The organism is Hirschia sp., assembly GCF_058892565.1.
Map to the genome: position 1 here is coordinate 30263 of NZ_JBZXVU010000017.1, position 21559 is coordinate 51821.

Here is a 21559-nt window from a genome sequence, read left to right on the forward strand (position 1 = left end):
CGCCCCATATCAGCCAAGTTTTAGTTATCTGATATACACATGAGATATGCAGCCCCCTTCTTCGCTACAATTTTACCGCTGGCTTTTGCCTCTTCAAGTTTTGCGCAAGTAAGCGATATCGAATTTGGCAAACGCCTTTCGAGCTCCGCTATAGAACGCACACACCATTCAGTGACTTATGATCCCGCTTATGTACGCCTTGATTATCCCAATGGAGACGTAGCACCAGATAAAGGTGTCTGCGCAGATGTCGTTATACGTGCCCTCAGAACGCTCGATATAGATCTACAAAAACTCATCCATGAAGACATGAAAGCCAATTTTAATGCCTACCCTCAACGATGGGGGCTAAAGCGCACAGATCGCAATATTGACCATCGCCGCGTGCCGAACATAGAAGCCTATCTATCACGCCAAGGAATGCGCCTGTCGCCTTCGGAAAACCCATCTGATTATCAAGCAGGCGATATCGTCGCGTGGAACTTAAGTGGCCATGGCCGTGGATGGATGCCACACATAGGCATCGTCACAGACCAAAAGGCACGCGATGGCACACCTCTTATTGTTCACAATATAGGTGCAGGCCCGCAATTGGAAAGCGTGCTATTTAACTGGCCAATTACAGGACGATATCGGCCTAAACGATCACAATTTTAGTGATCAAATTTAAACATGTTGAGAATGTCTCTCAAATATGTGACAAGACTTTTCATATCCACATCACCACGAGGCACCCCATGAAACAAACGACTCGCACTCTATTCACAGCTTTAGCTCTTGGAATTTCAACTTTTTCCATGGCCGCCCCTGCAATGGCACATTGTGAAATTCCTTGTGGAATTTATGATGACGAAGCCAAATTTGATGAACTCGCCCTTCACGTTAAGACGATCAAACGTTCCATTGAGGGTATTTCTGAATCAAAAACCACACATGACACAGTCCGCTGGGTGATAAATAAAGAAAACCACGCACAAAAAATTCAAGATGAAATGGCTACTTATTTTTTAGCGCAACGCATTAAAGCGCCGGCTGATGCAGCTAAAAACGAGGAATATGTTCAATCTTTAGAGCTAGCACATTCAATCATCGTTGCCGCCATGAAAACAAAACAAAGTTCAGACATGGAAAAAGCGGATATTCTGGGCACCAAAATAGAAGCTTATAAGACGCTTTATTTTAAAATTCACGGACATGAACACTAAACCGATGAAATAATCTTCTCCAGCTGGTCATCATATTATCGTTTCAAAGATCAGCTGGACGAATATTTTCTCAACCACATAATGCATTCACCATTGCCAACACGATAAAGTTCTCGCAATATTTAACCATTCATCTGGTCATTTTTTATCATTAATTGTAAACGCATATTGCTCTAAAAAGTGATTATTATTGCACCTTCATGACTTATCAAATTATCCTTGCACTTTTTGCCTTTGGTGGTGTGGCATCCATAACACCTGGTCCTAACAATCTCATGCTCATGGCATCGGGAGCCAATTTCGGTTTCCGTCGCACGATCCCGCACATGTTAGGTGTTGGACTTGGTTTCATCTTCATGCTTTTTCTTGTCGGGATCGGATTAGTGCGTGTGTTTGAGGCATTTCCTCAATCATTTACAATTCTAAAAATCGTCAGCACGCTTTATCTTTTGTTTCTTGCTTGGAAAATTGCCAACGCAAAGCCTCTACAATCAGCATCAGATGAAAATGCTTTAGGTTCAGCGCCCCTCACCTTCATGCAAGCATCATTGTTTCAATGGGTTAATCCCAAAGCTTGGACAATGGGCACAACGGCGATGGCGGCTTACTCTGTGCAGGATGCACCATTCTTAAGCGTCTTGGTCATATGCGCTGTATTTGGGATCGTAAGCCTGCCCAGCATCAGTATTTGGACCATCGCAGGTACAAAAATTCGTCAATTCTTAAACAGCCCACTCAAGACGCGTGTTTTCAACATTACAGCAGCCGTGCTGCTAGTTTTGTCCTTATATCCTGCTTGGTTTGGCCACTAGACCCGACCGACGTTCAATCTCAGCTTTGATATCGCCTAGGAATTATCGTTTTCGTCATTTTTAGAACGACGCCCCAACACGATAACACGCTTACCTTCGCGTTCGGCTTTCTGCAGCCTATTTTCAGCTTGAGTAGACATGCCTTCAATACCAACCCATTCAGAATACAAAGGAGATTTCGCATTTCCATTTTGAGAAATTTGCAAGTCTTCCTTTGGTACGATTTCAAATCCTAACTGATTGAGCAAAACCAAAAAGCCAATACCAGTGAAAGCAGCTGTCGTCACAATTCGCACGATGAATTTCATGACCATGCCGCGAAAAGCAACCACGGCAGCAGCACTAGTCGCGCCGCCTCCCAACCCCGCAGCTGAAGCAATACCTGCAAGGTCTCCACCTTCACCAAAAACCTTATTAAGCATTTCTAGAATCTGTTCCATGGAGACACTCCTCACCGCAAAAACCAAATAAAGATAACTAGTCTTACCCTGACTACCGTAATCCGTTAACAGGAATACTGTGTTCAATTGAGATAAAACACTATCATTTTTGTCAGCTTCAATGTTTGCCGGGCGGCGTTCCATTGTGGTCGGACATTTTAGGTTTGAAACTTGGCGGCTTGCTCTTATCGTCTTGAAGCGCCCATGCTGACAAATAGGCGATCAAAATTGTTCCAAGGATTAACCCAGCTATCTTTAGAGTTTTCAATGCCCTACCCCTTTTCTTTTGAGGGGATCATTGTCACTAAGGCTGATCCAAATTCAATACCTTAAATGCACAGGGCTCATAAGATGTTAGCGAAGCGGCAACGACCACTTGCATTGATTACAGGAGCTTCGGCGGGCATTGGCGAAGCAATTGCGCGGGAATACGCTGCGAATAATTATGATGTTATTCTTGTTGCGCGCCGCAAAGAAAAGTTAGAACAACTGGGCGAGGAACTTTCGACGGCACACGGTATCTCAACATATATTCATTGCGTGGACTTATCTCGACCTGACAGCACGCAACAAATTGTACAATATCTTCAAACTATTCAAAGAGATGTCGAAATATTAGTGAATAATGCAGGCTTTGGATTAGCCCCAGAATTTACAAATACGAGCTGGCAAGAACAAGCGTCTTTCTTGCAATTAATGCTCAATACACCCTGCGAATTAGCACATGCTTTGCTTCCAGCAATGCGAAAAAGAGGTCATGGGAGCATCATAAATATCGCCTCAATGGCTGGCTTTGCACCAGCTGGTCGTGGGCATACTTTATATGCTGCAAGTAAAGCTGCTTTGATCAAGTTTTCGCAATCTTTGTATATGGAAAACCAAAAGTATGGCTTACATATAGTTGCGGTATGTCCGGGTCTGACCTATTCGGAATTTCACGATGTGAATGGCCAAAGAGGCAAACTTGAAGCACTGCCCAAATATCTCTGGCAATCTTCGGAAGATGTCGCCAAGGCAACCTTTAAAGCAGGACAGAGATCCAATCCTGTCTGCATTCCAGGGCCCATCAATAAGGCATTGTATATATTAAACAAAATACTTCCCGAACAACTAATCATGCACCTAATGAAAGCGCGTCACCGTTAAATTCAGGCGATAATTTTAGCCGCGACGCTTGTTGACGCGATATGTGCGGTGGCGTGGAATATAGGATGAATATGGGTGATACATCACAGAATTACGCGAGCGCACCATAGGACTTTGAACGCTTAAAAAGCCGCCATGTCCGCCGCCCCAATTACTAGAAACACCTGCACCTACACCGCCAGTGAAATTTCCATCCATATGAATTTGCTGAGAACCGTGTGATGTGTGCTGACAATTAGCGCAACAATTGCAGTTTTGGTGCTGAAGTTTTTGCGAATGCGTAACGACTTTTTGTGTCACAGGTGTCGAAGTCATGTGTTGTCCGCGGTGAATGATTGGCGCAACAGATTCAACATAAGCTGGAGCCTCACCTGACAACACAACACGCCCAGTTGAAACAAATGTTCCTGAACAAACTTCATTATCTGAGTTGGCGCATGATGACGAATATATCTTGGTTCCAGCCGCAGTTGGATTCGCGTAGTGAATAGTCGGTGAAGACGAGGAATATGATTGCACGTTCAAAGGTGCTGGTGCCGGCGTATGAATTGTCGGCGTATTGCTTCCATCAGCGAAAGCTATGGGTGTTAGTCCTGCAAACGCAGCAACCAAAACAACACCTGAACCGAGAAATGATTTCATCATAATACGCTCACTAATTTCAACAATTAATGAGAGGTTAACTCGAACTATCAAGCTGACGCAATCACTCGCGCCTCTGGCGGGAATATTCATAACTGCATTCGCCTTTATTCAAGTTAGCAAATTAGAAGTCGTAAGTGATTCCTTTACGCTCCCAATCGCCATAACGCGTTGGTTCTTCACCAGCAGGACCATTCCACTCTTCAACCAATTTTTTCTTGGCTGTTTCGGCCATTTCAGCTTCACGTCGAATGGCAGCCTCTTCCAATGCGCGTTTGGCAGCACCGGTCAAAACTTTCCCCGGTGCAGCGCCGGGAATTGTCGGGTTTAAATCCTCTGAATTGGCTTGAATTTCAGAATTTGAGTCATTTTCGTTATTTTGGGTCATGCAAACTAGATAATTTCTATTTTTTTTTAGTCCAGCGCTTTTTAAAGTTGGAATTCATTAACCTTCATGAGTGACAACTTAATAAGACCAATCAAATTCAACCCAAAGGTACGAATATCTGTACCTTCATCTCTTTGGAGCTGACCCGTGAGCTATTTGCGCGCAACCTTATTTATGTTCTTCATCCATGCTATTTTTGCGGGGATTGGCTGGGCAATCTATGGCAATCAGGGCGCAGTTATAGCAACGGCTATTGCTTTGCTTTTCCACATTGCTGTTTTTTGGAAAGCTGACAGTCTTGTCTTGCGTGCCCACAAAGCTCAAGAAGTAGATGAAAACCACCCCTCTCCAATGGTGCGTTCATTCGTTAAAGAATGTCGTGACCTATCTTTTAACGCCGGGATGATATGTCCGCGTCTGTTTATCATGGACGCTCACCAACCAAATGCTTTTGCAGTTGGCCGTGACGCACTTCACGCGTCCATCGCTGTAACAAATGGTTTGTTGATGACCCTTAGCCGCGCCGAAACACGCGCAGTAATCGCACACGAGCTCGCGCATGTGAAACGAGGCGACAGCTTATCCATGGGCATAGCATCGGCTGTTTCAGGTCTGTTAAACCGTCTCACATGGATCATATTTGCGCCAATTGGCCTATCTGCCATTTCATCACGATTCATCTCAAGAACTGTCGCTTTAATCTTTGCTTCTAAGTCTCGCGAACACGCTGCAGACCGTGATGGTGCAAAAATTTGTGGAAAACCCCTTGATCTTGCCGCCGCTCTGGAAAAGATAGACCGCAATACCGTATCTCTTCTCAACCCTATCGCTGAGAAGAACCCTGCGACAGCTCATATCTACGTGGTCGATCCATTGCACGCATCTAAACGCACACACCGTTCATCCCACCCGGCAACAGAGAAACGCATTGCGCGTTTACGTCGTCAGGCTGAAGATAATAACATTAGTTCAACCGCTAAACCTGAAACGCGTTACTAAGTGAACGATACTTCATCAGGTAAAGGCCCGCGTTCACCACGTGGGCCTAATCGCCGTTCTGGACCAAACAGCCAAAACTCTTCAGGCGAACGCACCAGATCTCGTTCTGGTAAAAACCCACGTTCAAAGCCTCAGGACAATTCCACCAAACGTACAGGTGGAAAGCTGCCTCAAAACGGTTGGCAGAGCCGACGCGCTGCTGCGGATATTCTCATGCGTATCGTGCATGAAGGCGCAGACATGGATGAGGCGCTAGCAAGTTCAAAATTCTTCGACGAATTAGAAGGACCAGATCGCGGCTTTGCACGCGCAATTGCCTCAGCCGCCTTACGCGCTTTTGGTCGCATTGATGATGCTCTTGAAACCTATCTGGACCGACCATTAGAGAAAATAGACCCCGCTGTATTGTCTTTATTGCGCGTTGGTTGTGCCCAATTATGGGTTTTAAAAGCACCTTCTTATGCGGCAGTTGATGCGACAGTAGAAGCAGCACGCCAATGGAAACCAGCATCGCGAGGCGGCGGTATGGTGAACGCTATTTTACGCCGCGCCGGACGTGAACCAGAAGCTTATGAAAGCCTACCAGCCAGCCGCATCTGGCCAGATTGGCTATCAGAGCGTTTTTCCAGCGCACTTGGCGAAGAAACCACGCAAAACATCGCGATGATGCAAATGCTAGAGCCGCGTATTGATCTGACCGTGAAATCAGATCCCGAAGCTTGGGCACAAAAACTAGAAGGCACAGCCCTTCCCTCTGGTTCAGTTAGACTACCCACAGGTGCCAGCCTAACAGAATTAGAAGGTTATGTTGAAGGCGAATGGTGGGTGCAAGATGTTGCTGCAACGCTGCCAGCGCAGTTATTTGGCGATGTCAAAGGATTATCAATTGGAGATTTATGTGCTGCGCCCGGCGGTAAAACAATGCAACTTGCTAGCAAGGGTGCAAAGGTTACGGCCATAGACCTTTCTGAACAACGTATTGAAAAAGTACGCGAAAACCTAGAACGCACAGGATTGAAAGCCAAAACGCAAGTGACAGATGCACGCCATTGGCGACCTGCTGAACCTTTTGATGCTGTGCTTTTGGATGCACCTTGTTCTGCATTGGGAACTTTGAGGCGCCACCCTGAAGGCGCTTGGAGAAGAAATGATAAAGGTTTGGATAGATATTCCGGCCTTCAGATCAAACTTGTTCAAGCAGCCTACGACATGATGAAATCTGGCGGTACAATGCTATATTGTGTATGTACGCCCCTTCCCGCTGAAGGGATTGAAGTTGTCAAAGAAGCCGTTGATAGTGGCAAATGGATAAGTAAACCCATTACGCCTGAAGAAGTGCCCGGCTATGAGCATGCGATTGACGATTTTGGCGGACTATTAAGCCTTCCAAAATTCGATATTGAAAACCCCGAAGATCTCGTCACGTCGGATGTGTTCTATATGGCGCGCCTTGAAAAGGTCTAATTTAGTTCAGTTTCCATTCATGAATAGAATGACAGTTTTGTTTAGATAAAACTGTCAGCTTGCCTCATATCTGCCGTAAAACAGGACGATATGATTTGCATTCTTGTTTCATGTTTGGAGCCCGCCATGACACTGCCTATGAAAAACCTAAAACAAACCAATCCAGCAAAAAACATGATGTTTGCTTTGGTGGCAGGTACGGCGCTCGCCATTACAGGGTGTGCGTCTAGTCAAGGTGCCAATGATTATTCCCGCGATGAAGTTGGGCGTATTTCTCGTGTAGATGAAGGCGTGATCGTCGCCTCTCGCGCTGTGCAGATATCGGCATCCAATAACGGCCTTCTTGGCGCAGCGACTGGTGCGGTCATTGGTGGAATTGCCGGAAGCCAAGTTGGCGGCGGTGATGATGAAAAAGCAATCGCCGGTGTTGTTGGAGCCGTTGGAGGCGCTATCGCTGGTCAGCAAATCAACAAATCAGCTGGCAAGCAGCAGGGTTTTGAATATAAAATCCGCCTAGATAAAAATGACGAGATCATTTCTATCACGCAGGGCGGTGATGTGGCGCTGCCAAATGGAACGCCAATCTTTATTGAATACGGAAATCGTGCGCGCGTCGTGCCTCAGCACGCCAATATCGGATACTAAATCTATTTTTAGTAGACTTTCACCTAGGCCCAACGACATAATAAATGCAACCTAATCCAGACAAGGAGCTTGCGCCCTTTGTCTGGTGCTGATAGGCGGAATTTATGTCTGAAATTTTGATATCCCCTTCCATTCTCGCAGCCGACTTTGCAAAGCTCGGCGAAGAGGTTCGTGCAATCGACACTGCTGGTGCCGATATGATTCATATTGATGTGATGGATGGCCATTTTGTTCCAAATATAACAATTGGCCCTGATGTCGTAAAAGCACTTAGGCCGCTCTCAGACAAACCATTTGATGTGCACCTGATGATTTCACCGGTTGATGCTTATTTGGAAGCTTTTGCGAATGCTGGCGCTGATCTCATTACAGCCCACCCAGAAGCAGGACCGCATTTTCATCGCACGGTGCAAGCCATACACAAGCTTGGCAAAAAAGCCGGTGCTGCTCTTAACCCTTCAACACCTGCAAACGCTCTTGATTACGTTCTTGAAGAACTAGATCTTGTGCTAATTATGAGTGTTAATCCCGGATTTGGTGGGCAATCATTCATAGAAAACCAATTGCGTAAAATCGAAGACATACGCAACCGCATTGACGCATTGGGCACAAAAACTATTTTAGAAGTTGATGGCGGTGTAACGCCTGATAATTGTTCAAAAGTTATCAATGCTGGTGCAAACGCACTCGTCGCAGGATCAGCGGTGTTCAAAAAAGGGCCGGCAAATTACGCAAATGCTATTTCAGCTTTAAGAGGCTAACCGCACCAAAATTATTGGAGTCCGGCGACACATGTCACCAGAAAACGAACAGTCGGAAGACCCGCAAACGCACGACGCGCTGTCAAGCGAGACAACAGCGGAAGATTCTAATCCTGATCAGTTAGAGTCTGAACAGGTGAGCGAACACACGACAGATTCATCTGAAACTCCTAAACCTCGCGCTATTCCTAGCCAATATACTGATATGAAAGATGCTGCGGAATGGACCGAGTTTACGGGCGAAGACGGACTTCCCATAAAATCATCGCCAATGTATCGGATGCGATTAAATCCAGCGACATTTAACGCGCTGCTAGGTAGCCCCAAAACAGGCCATCCAGCGCGCGCTAAACGCGGTGAAAATATCATCAATGGTCAATGGCGATTTGGGACTGAAAAGTTGGAGGTTCCCGAAGCGCGCGCGCCTTGGGGCCCTCCTTTTCCGAGTGTCAATTTTGCAGACCGCATTCATCGCTTCCACTGGCTACGTGATCTTTTAGCCAATGGTGAAGCAGGTGAAAAACTGGCTCGAAGCCTAACGGTGAGCTGGGCTAAGGCGTTTGGCAAATGGGACGATACGGCGTGGCGCGTAAATGTGACTGCTGATCGCGTGATTAACTGGCTATCTGCTGCGCCAGTCGTCATTGCACCAGTATCGAGTGAAACAAGAGCCAATCTTTTGGACTGTCTTGCCAGACAAGCGCGCCATCTGTCTTTGAGCTATGAAAATGTACACTCTCTACGAGGCCGTTTTCGCTGCGCATTAGCCCTTACATTGGCTGGTATCTGCTTACCCGAAAGCGAATCCTATCTGGAACTTGGATTAGAAAATCTTGAAAAAGAAATAGGTCTTCAACTTCTAAAAGATGGTGGTCATGTTACGCGAAGCCCTTCTCGGCTTGCTGAAACACTCATTGATTTGAACATTGTTGAGGATTTCCTCCTGCGAATGGGCAAAGAGGCTCCGGCCTTTCTCTCAAAAGCACAAATGCGCATGCAGAACATGCTCAAATTTCTTCAGCTTGGTGATGGAGGTCTTCTTGTTGCCAACTCCAGTTCAGACGGATGGGACGGACTTGCGACAACCGCGCTTGCACCTTTTGGCGAAGGCGGCGGCAAATTTGCTTTTGCACAACAAACTGGATTTCAGCGCATTCAAGCAGGTGATCTGACTCTGTATATGGATACAGGATCTTCTCAAACCGGTGAGAACACTGAAATAGCAAGTGCATCTTGTTTATCTATCCATGTTTGCGATGGTCCACATCGAATCATCACTTCCATGGGGGCATATTCCGACCTTGACCCAGCATGGAAATTTGCAGCTCGCCAGACAGCAGCTTCTTCTACGCTTGTTTTGGATAATCAAAATTCAGGAATATTCAAACAGAATGAAACAACCGGGCTAATGGAGCTTTTGGGCCCGCCAAATGTATCTGCTCGACGATTAGAAGAAGGTGATCAATTTCTTCTGGAAGGACAACATTCAGGCTGGAGACAAAGCCACGGCCTCGTGCATAGACGCAGATTATTTTTAGCTAAAAACGGGACGCGAATAACCGGTGAAGACTCTGTCTACCGACCCCTAGCTGAAATTTCTACACCACCGGAAGAAGATGTCCCATGCGCATTGCGTTTCCAGCTTCACCCTCAAATTTCTGTAGAACAGGGTGAAGACACACATTCTGTGTTTCTACTTATCGGAGACACCGGAATTACTTGGAAACTTAGAGCGGAGCAGACAGTGCATGTTGAAAAAACTGTTTACACGGCGGGCGGTGTGCGCCTCCCAGCTGCACAACTGGTCGTTTATTGTAAAGTTAATCCAATTGGAGATGGCACTACTGCGCCAAACAGGTTACGTTGGGCACTGAGTCGCACCTCAAGTGATTGAGTTCTCTGATATCAATAGTGTTACTGCATAAGAGAGTATAGTTTTTGACCCGCAAAGACATTATTCGGGCCTTTACCATCGGACAACGCCAAGCATGGCGTGCCATCATTATTTGCACATGCTATGATGTCATAGCGGCATTTGTTGCCATGATTTCGGCAATATATATTAGAAATGCCCTTCAAGGGACGACCCCAAACCCCGTTGTAACTGCACTTTATACCGTTGAACTTGCTGTTGCGATGGTTGCGTCGCTCACATTCACCGGCGTTTACCGCCAAGTATGGCGCCATACGAGCGCGAGTGATCTTCGGCGTATCGTGCAAGCTGCTTTACTGGCAAACCTTATATTTCTTCCAATCATGTTTCTCACAAACAGATTAGAAGGATTTTTCAGGTCTAGTATTTTTATTGAAGTCCCTATTCTAATTACAATTATGATTGCTGGACGCCTTGCATCGCGCGCAAGAGCAACAGGACAGTTCATGGCTGCATTTCGTGCGCCGAACGAAAAGAAACCTGCTGCAATTCTCATTGGAACAGCATCTAAAATTTCTTCTACTCTCAGGGATTTAGATAATTCAAGCGAAGGTTTACCCATTCGCCCACTTGCAATCATTGAAACCAGTGGGGATCACACCGGACGGGCCATTTGCGGTATTCAGGTATTAGGAGACCTTTCCAAATTACAGGAAAGCATGTCGATAATGACAACCCGATATGGCACCCCACCTTGGATTGCGATGATCGGAGGCACGCTCGAGCGAGAAACAATGGACACCGTCTTGGAAGTTTCCGCCAAATTCAAAGCAACCGTTCAACGTCTGAGAGCTGATGGAGAATTCAATCATGATGAAATTTCTCCAACCGACCTTTTAACCCGCCCAGAAAAAAATCTAGATCGCATCAATGTTAGTAAGTTGATTTCTGGTGCGCGTGTTTTCGTAACAGGTGCTGGTGGTACAATTGGTTCTGAATTAGTGCGCCAATGTGCAAGCTATGGCCCGTCAGAGATAACCCTTTACGATAATTCAGAATACAATTTGTATGAAATAGACATGTATATGGGAAAACACTTCCCAAATGTACAAAGACGCGCCCTACTTGGTGATGTTAAAGAAGCAAATCGCTTAAGAACAGCCATGAAAAAGGCAAAACCTGACATTGTTCTTCATGCAGCAGCGCTAAAACATGTTCCTTTAATGGAAACCAACCCAAATGAAGCCATTCTAACGAATGTAGAAGGCGCACGATTAGCAGCAACATATGCAGCTGAATTTGGTGTCAAAAACTTTGTATTCATTTCAACCGACAAAGCAGTACAACCTTCAAACGTCATGGGCGCTTCTAAACGGGCCGCCGAATTATTCATTCAGGCGCTTGCCCCCCAAGCGGCAGAAACAAATTTTGCGATCGTAAGGTTTGGAAATGTATTGGGATCGGCGGGATCGGTGGCTCCCCTATTCGAGCGACAAATCAAAGAAGGTGGCCCTGTCACAATCACAGATGCGGAAATGACTCGTTATTTCATGAGTGTGGAAGAAGCATCTTCCCTTGTTCTTCAAGCTTCTGCATTATCTAGCAAATCACCCCACAAAGAAGCATTTCTTTATGTATTAGATATGGGACCACCTGTTTCAATCGTTGAGCTTGCCGAACGCATGATCCGCTTGAAAGGTTACCGCCCTGGTAAAGATATAGAGATCGTTTTCACAGGACTACGGCCCGGTGAGAAACTTGCTGAAACGGTTTTTTATCCCAAAGAAGAAGTTTCTGAAACAGGTGTTGATGGCGTTTTATCCGCGCAATCTTCCTATCAAAATCTGGATACAATTTTACCAACACTTGACGCTATGATAGAAGCAGCTCGCAATCGGGAACGTAATATTTCGCTCAATCTGCTCGCCGATTTAGCACCGCAATTGGCTATCTCAAAACCGGCAAACCTACCTCAAAATCCGGTGGATTACATCCGCACAGAAAACGTGGACTATCTCAAAGAAAAGCAGAGTAATGTATTGCCTTTACGTGCAGCAAAGCGTTCACGATCTGAATAATTTCAAACCTGCCTACTCACATATCTAAAGCCATTTTTATCTATCAAAGATAACTCATGGTTGGCCGTTCGCACACAACGTGCTATCGCCCCCAATTATCACGTAATTAAATAGTCCTGTCGATAAATTCTGGTGCTATTCAAGCAGCATTCCCATTAGGGTTTTAGCTTTTCACCAATCTATGCAGGGCATCATGGCCGGAGCCAAATATGACTGCAAACCTTTCTCCCATTCGTCGCGCCCTTATATCTGTATCTGACAAAACAGGCCTAATTGAGCGTGCTAAAAAATTGGTTGAATTGGGTGTAGAACTTGTTTCTACAGGCGGAACGTCCAAGGCGATTGCAGATGCAGGTCTTCCGGTTAAAGATGTTTCCGACCTAACAAACTTTCCTGAAATGATGGATGGCCGCGTTAAAACACTCCATCCTGTTGTCCATGGCGGTCTGTTATACCGCAGAGATCTGGACACACACGTGCAAGCAGCCAAAGAGCACAATATAGGCGCGATCGACCTTCTCTATGTGAACCTCTACCCGTTTGAAGCGACTGTTGCTGCGGGTAAGCCATTTGAAGATTGCATCGAAAACATAGACATTGGCGGTCCAGCAATGCTGCGCGCTGCTGCAAAAAACGTAGATTTCGTCGCTGTTTGTACGGATGGCTCTGATGTTGATAAAGTTATTTTGGATATGGAAGCCAATGCAGGCGCCACGACACTAAAAACACGTCGTGCCCTTTCTGCTAAAACATATGCACGCACAGCCGCCTATGATGCAGCCATTTCAAACTGGTATGTTGCACAAATTGAAGCTGAAGCACTGGCAAATGACGAAGAAATTGAAGCTCCATCCATTCGTGCCTTTGGTGGCCAATTAAAACAAAAACTACGCTATGGTGAAAACCCGCACCAAAAAGCGGCTGTATATGCCACACCAGAAGGACGCCCCGGTGTTCTGTCAGCCAAACAAATTCAAGGTAAGGAACTTTCCTTCAACAATTTGAACGACACTGATTCAGCCTATGAATTAGTAGCTGAATTTGATCCTGCTGATCGTCCTGCTGTGGCGATTATAAAACACGCAAATCCATGCGGTGTAGCTGTTGGGAAGACGGCTTTAGATGCCTATAAAGCCGCGCTTGCTTGTGATCCAGTATCGGCATTTGGCGGTATTGTTGCGCTAAATTGTGCATTGGATGCGCAAACGGCCGAAGCGATTACACAAGTCTTCACCGAAGTTGTCATTGCGCCGGGAACAAGCGATGAGGCGGTTGAAATTTTCTCTAAAAAGAAAAACCTACGCCTATTGATAACTGATGCTTTGCCTGACCCCAAAGAGGCTTCTCTCAACTATCGCAGTATTGCTGGCGGTATGCTTGTGCAAGAGCGCGACACGGGTCGCATCGAAATGTCTGATCTGAAAGTTGTCACGAAACGTGCACCAACAGAACAAGAGATGAAAGACATGCTGTTTGCATGGCGCGTTGCAAAACACGTCAAATCTAATTGTATGGTTTATGCAAAAGATGACTCAACAGCGGGGCTTGGGATGGGGCTTGTAAGCCGAGTTGATTCAGCTCGTCTTGCTTCTATCAAAGCACAAGATGCTGCAAAAGCAGCTGGATGGGATGAGCCACGCACAAAGGGTTGTGCCGCGGCCTCTGAGGCCTTTATCCCATTTGCAGATGGTCTGCTTCTAGCGATTGAAGCTGGTGCAACATCATTCATCCAACCGGGTGGATCTGTACGTGATGATGAAGTGATCGCTGCAGCGGATGCAGCAGGCGTTGCAATGGTGTTCACAGGTATGCGCCACTTCAAACACTAAATAAAAACCCCACCTCTTCTGTTATGAAGAGGTGGGGCTCCAATCTCGACGTTGGCCCGTCCCACTGATTGCCAAATGGCCTACCACCCAGGCATATCAACGTGGAGATTGAATTCTACAAAGACATTATTGACCTTTGCGTTGTTTCACATCTTCTTCGTCGGCAATGGCGCGATCTTCTGCATCAAATTCAATCTCGGCTTCTTCACCTTTGGCATAACTACGTGATTTCTGAGCAAGACGGTCCATGGTCTGGCCCAACTTACCTTTAGATACAGCCATGCTTTTATTATAGCTTTGACCAACAGCTTCTGCGTCTCCAAAATTGGCAAACTCAGCCCCTAGAAAAACAACTTCCCAGCCTTTTTCGCGTACACGGTCCAATGCCGCTTTCGCGCCATGTTTGGTGATTTCACGGCTCGAATTTTCCTGACCATCTGTCATGATCACAAGAACAGCTTTTTCAGGTTTATCCGTTTCAGCAATGCTTACAATACGTCCGATGGCATCAAAGAGCGGTGTCATACCACGCGGCGATGCTTCATCATTGCTAACTTCATTCCATTCTTTTGCGGATGCGCCTTTGCGCAAAACATCAAACTGCAAGCCATCTTGAGCATCAAATACAGCGAGCGTTACATCGGCATCAACATCGCCCTTCTCTCCCGCTTGCTTGGTTCCAAGAGAGACAGCATATGTGTTGACCGAATTTAGCGCTTCATCCCAAATGGACGACATAGAACCAGTCCGGTCGAGTAATATATATGCATGCATGGGTGAATCCCCCTCAATTCTTGAAATATCTGGATCCGGCGCAATCTCTGCATTTGCACAAGCTGAAAGAGAAATCGCTGTGATTGCTAGAAAACCGGAAACACATTTTTGAAATAGTGTTTTTGAAGTCTTTGTATTCGTAATCATTCGTCCGCCTCCTCATGTATACTGTGTCGTTAGTGGTTTGATTTTGTTATCCAATTATCACCCAAATCATCTAAAGAGATCTCTTCCCCTAGCTCGTAGATATTGGTGTAGCCATATCCGTACAGATTGATAAATGTGGGAATATTAAGTGCGAGTGACACCATCTTTTTGGGCACAGGTGCTACATCATCACTGAAATTATTATTGCAGTAGATAAGTATTCTCGTATCAAAATCAGGAATAATTTCCGCAAGCTTATCATCCGTGAAATCGGAAAAATTTAGATGAACAGCGCCTTTGATATGCCCGTCTTCAAACGCTGATTTTGAACGCGTATCTAAAATAATCGTATCGCTAGCAGCACCCATTTCTAGAAAGTTTTCAAGGGTAATTAGGCGTTGTTCTCGATGTGACCGTGCTTCATCTGTCATTGCCTGAAAGGTAGGATAATCGACCGCAGATGGTTTGCGTTGCGAATTCGAAGTCTGGGCCGACATATGGCCAAAAGCAAACATGGCGATTGCGGCGCAAACTGATAAAACCGCAAATATCAGTGCAGGTTTCATCTTACGCAAATGAATATTGTCTTCTGGATTTATGTTATTCTTCGCCATGACGTATCCCGCTTCAACTAGCCTCTGCTAATCGCTCTTGTGCATTTCCATGAATTCAGGGTGAATAGAAAATAAGGCTGGGTTCAGGGTGCGATTGTGTTTCTTTCGCCTTATATGGGTCTAAAAGCTGGATTGATTTAGACGCCTGCCACATACCTTATTTTGAAAAGCAGCATAAAAGACCACGTTCGAGACTTACTTCTTATAAGATAAAATCAGGCGCAAAATATTACCAAGGACGACGCATAAGTTTCCCAAACACACAAAATTTTCCTCAAGCGATGGATTTTTTGAACCGTTTCGATATGAAAGCCATAGCAAAATACAATTAAACCTTGCGCTCGCCGCAACAGAGCTTAAGAGCGCTGTTGCAGAAGCTGCACGCATCGTTATTGTGCCGCCAAAGAATAGTTATCCACATACTCAAAAGGTTTGACCTTTCATGTCCCTTGTCACTAATCCGCCGAAAAAAGTCGTCCTCGCATATTCGGGAGGACTCGATACTTCGATTATTCTGAAATGGCTTCAGACTGAATTTGGTTGTGAAGTTGTGACATTTACAGCTGACCTTGGACAAGGCGAAGAACTTGGACCTGCACGCGACAAAGCACTTCAACTTGGTATCAAAGAAGAAAACATCTTCATTGATGATCTGCGTGAAGATTTTGTACGCGATTATGTTTTCCCAATGTTTCGCGCAAACACTGTTTACGAAGGTGTCTACCTGCTTGGAACATCAATTGCGCGCCCATTGATTTCTAAGCGTCAAATCGAAATCGCTGAAATGGTCGGTGCTGATGCTGTGTGTCACGGTGCAACAGGTAAAGGTAATGATCAGGTTCGTTTCGAACTTGGATATTACGCACTCAACCCAGATATCCGCGTGATTGCACCTTGGCGTGACTGGGAATTTAAATCACGTACGCACCTTCTAGAATTTGCTGAAAAGCATGGCATCCCTGTACCAATGGATAAACGCGGTGAAGCTCCCTTCTCTGTTGATGCAAACATGTTGCACACATCTTCAGAAGGTAAAGCTTTGGAAGACCCGGGCGAAGTGGCACCTGAATTTGTGTTCCAACGCACAGTTTCTCCAGAAGAAGCACCTGACACGCCAGAAGAAATCACAGTTGGTTTTGAACGCGGTGACGCTGTGTCCATCAATGGCGAAACACTTTCACCAGCTAGCTTGCTAACCAAACTTAACGAGCTTGGTCGCAAACATGGTATTGGTCGTTTAGACCTTCTGGAAAACCGTTTCGTGGGTATGAAATCTCGCGGTATCTATGAAACACCGGGGGGAACAATTCTTCTTGCAGCTCACCGTGGTATTGAGCAAATCACACTAGATCGCGGTGCAGCCCACCTTAAAGACGAGCTAATGCCCCGCTATGCCGAGCTGATCTATAATGGTTTCTGGTGGTCACCAGAGCGCGAAATGCTACAAGCTGCAATCGACGCATCTCAAGGCATGGTGACAGGTGAAGTTCGCCTGAAACTTTATAAAGGTCATGTGCACTTATTAGCGCGTACAAGCCCATACTCATTGTATTCAGAAGCACATGTGACATTTGAAGATGATGCAGGTGCCTATGACCAAAAAGATGCGGAAGGCTTCATCAAATTGAATGCACTTCGTCTACGTTTATTGGCATCTCGGGATAAAAAAGCAGGTAGAAACCTCTAAACTCCGGAATTTACATATTTTAGAAGGGGAATGTTAGCATAAAGCTTGCATTCCCTTTCGTCGAATAGCCTTATTGATACAAGATAGGCTAAGGTGGGCATACCACAATAAACAAATAGGGGATTTCGGATCATGAATCTGAATAAAGTAAGTTTAGGAAAAGACGCTCCCAAAGATGTCAACGTCGTTATCGAAGTACCTTTAGGTGGTGAGCCTATTAAGTATGAAATCGACAAAGACTCTGGAGCAATGTTTGTAGACCGTTATCTCTACACACCAATGCGTTACCCATGTAATTATGGTTTCATACCGCACACATTATCATTGGATGGTGACCCGATTGATGTGATGTGTATCGGTCAACGTGCGCTTATTCCTGGTTGTGTACTTCGCGTGCGCCCAGTGGGTGTTTTAATGATGGAAGATGATGGCGGAGAAGACGAAAAGATTCTCGCTGTTCCTCATCAAAAAATGACAGCTTTCTACAATAATGTAGATAATTATACTGATCTTCCTGAGATCACACCTCAACGTATTGAGCACTTCTTCACCCACTATAAAGACCTTGAGCCAGGTAAATGGGTTAAGATTAAAGGTTGGGGCGATCGTGAAAAAGCAGAAGAATTGATCACTCAAGCGATCGAACGCGCAAAAAAATAAGATTTTCTGGTCTAATTGGATAATTTTTTTCCAAAAAGCTATTGAAACTATTTGAAATCCATGGCGGCTATGTCGCCATGGATTTTACTATTTGGCTTGCCCTTGTCGCACTCTTTTTCTCTGGCGGATTAACTCCCGGTCCAGCCGTTATGCTTGTGACATCTTCATCCCTAAAATACGGTTTTTCACCTGCTATGATCGCCGGCATTGGTGTATCCACAGCTAATCTTGTATGGGTTGCTTTGGCCGTGTCAGGTGCTGCTGCACTGGCAAAAACCTTCCCTGATTTTTTCCTGATACTCAAACTTGCCGGTGTTGCATTCATCGTTTGGTTGGCGTGGGACATGATCAGAAATAGCGAGACGATGACGCTTGCTGCGCGGGTCATCCCACGCAGACGTGTTCTTTACGTCAAAGGCATAGGATTGCAATTAGCCAACCCAAGTGCGCTTGTCTTTTTTGGGGGATTACTTCCAGCATATATTAGCGCAGAAAAGCCATTGCTGCCCCAAATCATCATAATCATCGCAACAGTTACGATTACTGAATTATTCGGACTTGGGGTTTACGCAATGGCGGCAGAGCGGCTTTCTCGCAATTTTCAAAGCAAAGAATTTGTAAAATGGTTCAGTCGAATTGCCGCGCTACTCATGCTTAGCTCTGCAGTTTTTGCGCTATATATAACGCTTTTCTCTCAAGCCAGTGTGTAATTAGTGGCTCATATCTGTGTTGTCAGTGAAGAGTTTATGCGTTTGCATCAACTTCAAAGAATTCACCTGTGCTCCAGTTTCTCCAAAGCAGTTTCCCTTCTGCAATTGAAAACCAAGCGCCTTCAAGAACAAGCTCTCCCTCCTCCATTGCTTTGGTCACGAAAGGGAAGGTTTGAAGGTTTTTAATAGATTGACCAACCACACCATGCTCAAGCGCTAGCTCGCGTTTTTCTGGTGTATCATTGTGTTCGCATGCCAGAACTTTATCACGCGCTTCATTGGCTATCTCAACCCAAGGTGCGATAAATGTTCCCACGGGCTTATCTTTTGCCGCAGACAATGACGCTTTCACACCACCACATCCAGCATGTCCCATGACAAGAATTTGTTTGACCTTAAGCGCTGTCACAGCAAATTCTACTGCGGCAGAAACACCGTGATATCCACCCGGTCTATCATCATAAGGAGGAACAAGCGCTGCCACATTGCGGACGATAAAAAACTCACCCGGAACCGCATCAAATATCAAAGCAGGATCAGCCCGACTGTCAGCACATGAAATGATCATGATATCTGGATCCTGATAGCTACCAAGGTCCTTATATATTTGAGAAGTTTCTTGATAGCGACCATTACGGAAGCGACGATATCCCGTCAGTAGACGGTCTTGTTCAGCAGTACGGGCAGCACACACGTGTCGTTTTCTCCATTTAATAATAAAACAGGATTACACTTTGTCTGAATATCAACGACAATGATGGTTTAGACCATAGCTAACATCAATCCATTTGAAGATCTCTATCAACCAGTCGCAAGCAATAAATCAGACTTCAATTCATTCAAATAGTATTAAATCCCCTTGTTGTCTTCCCTTTGCCTGTAAAATCTTGGAAGATGTGGTCACGAAAAGAATCAGTGATTTAAAGGTCAAACCCAAAATGGTTGAACCAACTGCGAAAAGCAAAAAAACAACCACTGCCCGCCGTGCTGGGCCTAAACGTAGCGAAGCATCCAGATTAGCGGTTCAAACAGCCGCATTGGAAGAACTCGCGAGCAATGGTTGGCGCAATTTTAGTGTTGACCGGGTTGCCAAAAATGCAAAAGCTTCCAAGCAAACAATATATCGCTGGTGGCCAACACCTGCCTGTCTTGTGGTTCAATCAGCTTTAGAAAATACACCCAAATCCACTGACCCAAATACAACATTAAAAGAACGCCTATCCGCACTCATGTCCCCCTTAATCAATGACATTAGATTAGGCGATGGTGCGCACAAATGGCGTGGTGTGATATTGGCCGCAGCCGATAGTGATGAAGCCAATGAAATTTTTCGAAATTGGATCGCAGAGACTTACCGAAAACCTGTTAGATTTGTTCTAGCCGAACACACAAATAAAAACCTAATTCGCCGAGATTGGGATATAGATTTTGTGATTGAAAGTCTTCTCGGGCCTGTTTGGCAGCGTGTTGTTGCGATGCGTGCGCCCCTACCCGAAAACTATGTTGATAGATTAGTAGACGCCGTTATCAACAATTTGAAAAAAGACGATTAAGCAGCCCTATTCCAAAATTATCTGAGGAATATTTGCCGATACCATCACATGTTCAAACATCACATCTTCCCAGCGATAATGTGATGCTATTTCTTTGAGAAAAACGTTGGCGATGAGTGTTTCTAAAGCAATATCAGCAGCCTCAACCCAGTGTTTTAAAATAGGCAATCTGTAAATCCATATCCGAGCATCGGCTTCAATTTCGTGTAGCTCTAGTGCAGATGTCATCCCCGAATAAGCCCCATACAATGCATAGGGGTCATCCAGATATAGGGCTTCTAAAGTTTCTTCATCTGGCAATTCATCAATGAAAATATTTATTTGTCCAACACCATCTGGAAAGAATGGTCGCATTTGAGACAGTACTTTATCCGCGATTTTTAAAAGTGTGTCGCCATGGGGGGCGCATCCCCAACTCTCTTCAACTGTCGACATTAATCACTCCACTTTTTACATGCGGCAGCTGTAATCTATATACGACCACCATAAAAATAGAAATCGGGATCGACCAAAGCGAGATTATAAGTATATTTGTTTACGGAACGTTCCAGCAACGACCTCAAAATGCGTCATGGTTAATGTTCCGTTAATTTCAGAACTAACATTGAACGAATCAGAATCATTTATGACCCGAGAAATCAGCCCTAATGTCAATCGAAATACGCAACGCGCGGACGCTATTTTCAGTGGCACTTTAAAACTACTTCATAACCTTGGCTGGAACGGTTTAATCGAAGTGAATTTGGCCAATAATAGACGCGCAGATATTCTGGCCATTAACCATAAAGGGGAAATTCTCATCATTGAGGTGAAGTCATGCCTAGCTGATTTCTCCTCTGACGAGAAATGGCCCGAATATGAAGACTATTGTGACTATTTTCTCTTTGCTGTTGATCAAGAATTTCCAACGCAGCGCCTACCCGACGAGACAGGTTTTATTATTGCAGATGCATTTGGAGGTGCCATCATCCGTGAAGCTGCCCATAAAAAGCTATCTGGACCACGTCGAAAATCAATTACGTTGAAATTTGCAAGACTTGCTGCAAAACGTCTTTACCAGAGTTTGACTCCTCCTATGGCATAATAATCGCTGAGGGACTAAATAGAACCTCATCACCATGTCGATTCACAG

The 21559-nt window shown here is 45.2% G+C and carries 24 protein-coding genes; 16 read left to right on the plus strand and 8 right to left on the minus strand.

The genetic code is table 11. The annotated features are described in order from the left end of the window. Positions 1-39: 39 nt before the first annotated feature. From AC5EF3_RS06965 to AC5EF3_RS06975, 3 genes are all read left to right on the plus strand, one after another. A complete protein-coding gene (locus AC5EF3_RS06965; protein ID WP_493547514.1) occupies positions 40-657 on the plus strand; it encodes a DUF1287 domain-containing protein in 618 nt (205 codons plus the stop codon). Positions 658-737: 80 nt separating this feature from the next. Then, the gene (locus AC5EF3_RS06970) at positions 738-1205 is read left to right on the plus strand and encodes a superoxide dismutase [Ni] (RefSeq protein WP_493547515.1); all 468 of its coding nucleotides are present in this window, start codon (positions 738-740) and stop codon (positions 1203-1205) included. A 200-nt stretch (positions 1206-1405) separates the two neighbouring features. Further along, entirely contained in the window at positions 1406-2017 is a 612-nt protein-coding gene (locus AC5EF3_RS06975) for a LysE family translocator (RefSeq protein WP_493547516.1), read from the plus strand. Positions 2018-2052: 35 nt separating this feature from the next. Here AC5EF3_RS06975 and AC5EF3_RS06980 read toward each other — a convergent pair whose 3' ends face one another. Further along, the gene (locus AC5EF3_RS06980; protein ID WP_493547517.1) at positions 2053-2457 is read right to left on the minus strand and encodes a hypothetical protein; all 405 of its coding nucleotides are present in this window, start codon (positions 2455-2457) and stop codon (positions 2053-2055) included. A gap of 118 nt (positions 2458-2575) precedes the next feature. Then, a complete protein-coding gene (locus tag AC5EF3_RS06985) occupies positions 2576-2725 on the minus strand; it encodes a hypothetical protein (RefSeq protein ID WP_159098047.1) in 150 nt (49 codons plus the stop codon). 83 nt (positions 2726-2808) lie between these two features. Between AC5EF3_RS06985 and AC5EF3_RS06990 the strand changes: the two genes are divergently transcribed. Beyond that, positions 2809-3603: an SDR family NAD(P)-dependent oxidoreductase gene (locus tag AC5EF3_RS06990; RefSeq protein WP_493547518.1), complete on the plus strand. Its 795-nt coding sequence runs from the start codon at positions 2809-2811 to the stop codon at positions 3601-3603. A 15-nt stretch (positions 3604-3618) separates the two neighbouring features. On the opposite strand, the gene AC5EF3_RS06995 is transcribed toward AC5EF3_RS06990, so the two are convergent. Further along, positions 3619-4248: a hypothetical protein gene (locus tag AC5EF3_RS06995; protein WP_493547519.1), complete on the minus strand. Its 630-nt coding sequence runs from the start codon at positions 4246-4248 to the stop codon at positions 3619-3621. A gap of 121 nt (positions 4249-4369) precedes the next feature. Continuing rightward, positions 4370-4633 carry a DUF1674 domain-containing protein gene (locus AC5EF3_RS07000; protein ID WP_493547520.1) on the minus strand — a complete coding sequence of 88 codons (264 nt, stop codon included), beginning with the start codon at positions 4631-4633 and terminating at the stop codon, positions 4370-4372. Positions 4634-4780: 147 nt separating this feature from the next. On the opposite strand from AC5EF3_RS07000, the gene AC5EF3_RS07005 reads away from it, so the two are divergent. The 7 genes from AC5EF3_RS07005 (at position 4781) to purH (ending at position 14282) form a co-directional block, all read left to right on the plus strand. Further along, positions 4781-5632, plus strand: a complete 852-nt coding sequence (locus tag AC5EF3_RS07005; protein ID WP_015828825.1) for a M48 family metalloprotease — start codon at positions 4781-4783, stop codon at positions 5630-5632. Next, positions 5633-7096: an RsmB/NOP family class I SAM-dependent RNA methyltransferase gene (locus AC5EF3_RS07010; RefSeq protein ID WP_493547521.1), complete on the plus strand. Its 1464-nt coding sequence runs from the start codon at positions 5633-5635 to the stop codon at positions 7094-7096. A 126-nt stretch (positions 7097-7222) separates the two neighbouring features. Beyond that, a complete protein-coding gene (locus AC5EF3_RS07015; protein ID WP_493547522.1) occupies positions 7223-7741 on the plus strand; it encodes an outer membrane lipoprotein in 519 nt (172 codons plus the stop codon). Positions 7742-7845: 104 nt separating this feature from the next. After that, positions 7846-8502, plus strand: coding sequence for a ribulose-phosphate 3-epimerase (rpe, locus tag AC5EF3_RS07020; RefSeq protein ID WP_493547523.1), 657 nt, complete (start codon positions 7846-7848; stop codon positions 8500-8502). Positions 8503-8533: 31 nt separating this feature from the next. Beyond that, positions 8534-10396, plus strand: coding sequence for a heparinase II/III family protein (locus AC5EF3_RS07025; protein WP_493547524.1), 1863 nt, complete (start codon positions 8534-8536; stop codon positions 10394-10396). A gap of 44 nt (positions 10397-10440) precedes the next feature. Then, a complete protein-coding gene (locus tag AC5EF3_RS07030; RefSeq protein ID WP_493547525.1) occupies positions 10441-12453 on the plus strand; it encodes a UDP-N-acetylglucosamine 4,6-dehydratase family protein in 2013 nt (670 codons plus the stop codon). A gap of 209 nt (positions 12454-12662) precedes the next feature. Beyond that, positions 12663-14282, plus strand: a complete 1620-nt coding sequence (gene purH, locus AC5EF3_RS07035; RefSeq protein ID WP_493547526.1) for a bifunctional phosphoribosylaminoimidazolecarboxamide formyltransferase/IMP cyclohydrolase — start codon at positions 12663-12665, stop codon at positions 14280-14282. Positions 14283-14408: 126 nt separating this feature from the next. Here the strand turns inward: purH and AC5EF3_RS07040 are convergent, their stop codons facing one another. Together AC5EF3_RS07040 and AC5EF3_RS07045 are read right to left on the minus strand one after the other, a co-directional pair. Further along, positions 14409-15203 carry a vWA domain-containing protein gene (locus AC5EF3_RS07040; RefSeq protein ID WP_015828832.1) on the minus strand — a complete coding sequence of 265 codons (795 nt, stop codon included), beginning with the start codon at positions 15201-15203 and terminating at the stop codon, positions 14409-14411. A 29-nt stretch (positions 15204-15232) separates the two neighbouring features. After that, positions 15233-15817, minus strand: coding sequence for a rhodanese-like domain-containing protein (locus AC5EF3_RS07045; protein WP_493547527.1), 585 nt, complete (start codon positions 15815-15817; stop codon positions 15233-15235). Positions 15818-16259: 442 nt separating this feature from the next. Here AC5EF3_RS07045 and AC5EF3_RS07050 point away from each other — a divergent pair, with 442 nt between their 5' ends. The 3 genes from AC5EF3_RS07050 to AC5EF3_RS07060 all read left to right on the plus strand — a co-directional run bounded on the left by AC5EF3_RS07050 (position 16260) and on the right by AC5EF3_RS07060 (position 18874). Further along, on the plus strand, positions 16260-17504 hold the full coding sequence (locus AC5EF3_RS07050; protein WP_015828834.1) for an argininosuccinate synthase: 1245 nt from the start codon (positions 16260-16262) through the stop codon (positions 17502-17504). Positions 17505-17636: 132 nt separating this feature from the next. Then, positions 17637-18164 carry an inorganic diphosphatase gene (gene ppa / locus AC5EF3_RS07055; protein ID WP_015828835.1) on the plus strand — a complete coding sequence of 176 codons (528 nt, stop codon included), beginning with the start codon at positions 17637-17639 and terminating at the stop codon, positions 18162-18164. A 77-nt stretch (positions 18165-18241) separates the two neighbouring features. Beyond that, entirely contained in the window at positions 18242-18874 is a 633-nt protein-coding gene (locus AC5EF3_RS07060; RefSeq protein ID WP_493547528.1) for a LysE family translocator, read from the plus strand. Positions 18875-18908: 34 nt separating this feature from the next. Here AC5EF3_RS07060 and AC5EF3_RS07065 read toward each other — a convergent pair whose 3' ends face one another. Then, positions 18909-19568, minus strand: a complete 660-nt coding sequence (locus tag AC5EF3_RS07065) for a carbonic anhydrase (RefSeq protein WP_015828837.1) — start codon at positions 19566-19568, stop codon at positions 18909-18911. A 244-nt stretch (positions 19569-19812) separates the two neighbouring features. On the opposite strand from AC5EF3_RS07065, the gene AC5EF3_RS07070 reads away from it, so the two are divergent. Continuing rightward, positions 19813-20427 carry a TetR/AcrR family transcriptional regulator gene (locus AC5EF3_RS07070; RefSeq protein WP_493547529.1) on the plus strand — a complete coding sequence of 205 codons (615 nt, stop codon included), beginning with the start codon at positions 19813-19815 and terminating at the stop codon, positions 20425-20427. A 6-nt stretch (positions 20428-20433) separates the two neighbouring features. Here the strand turns inward: AC5EF3_RS07070 and AC5EF3_RS07075 are convergent, their stop codons facing one another. Beyond that, positions 20434-20862 carry a metallopeptidase family protein gene (locus AC5EF3_RS07075; RefSeq protein ID WP_493547530.1) on the minus strand — a complete coding sequence of 143 codons (429 nt, stop codon included), beginning with the start codon at positions 20860-20862 and terminating at the stop codon, positions 20434-20436. Between the two features lie 190 nt (positions 20863-21052). Between AC5EF3_RS07075 and AC5EF3_RS07080 the strand changes: the two genes are divergently transcribed. Continuing rightward, on the plus strand, positions 21053-21511 hold the full coding sequence (locus AC5EF3_RS07080) for an MmcB family DNA repair protein (protein ID WP_493547531.1): 459 nt from the start codon (positions 21053-21055) through the stop codon (positions 21509-21511). The last annotated feature ends 48 nt before the right edge of the window (positions 21512-21559 follow it).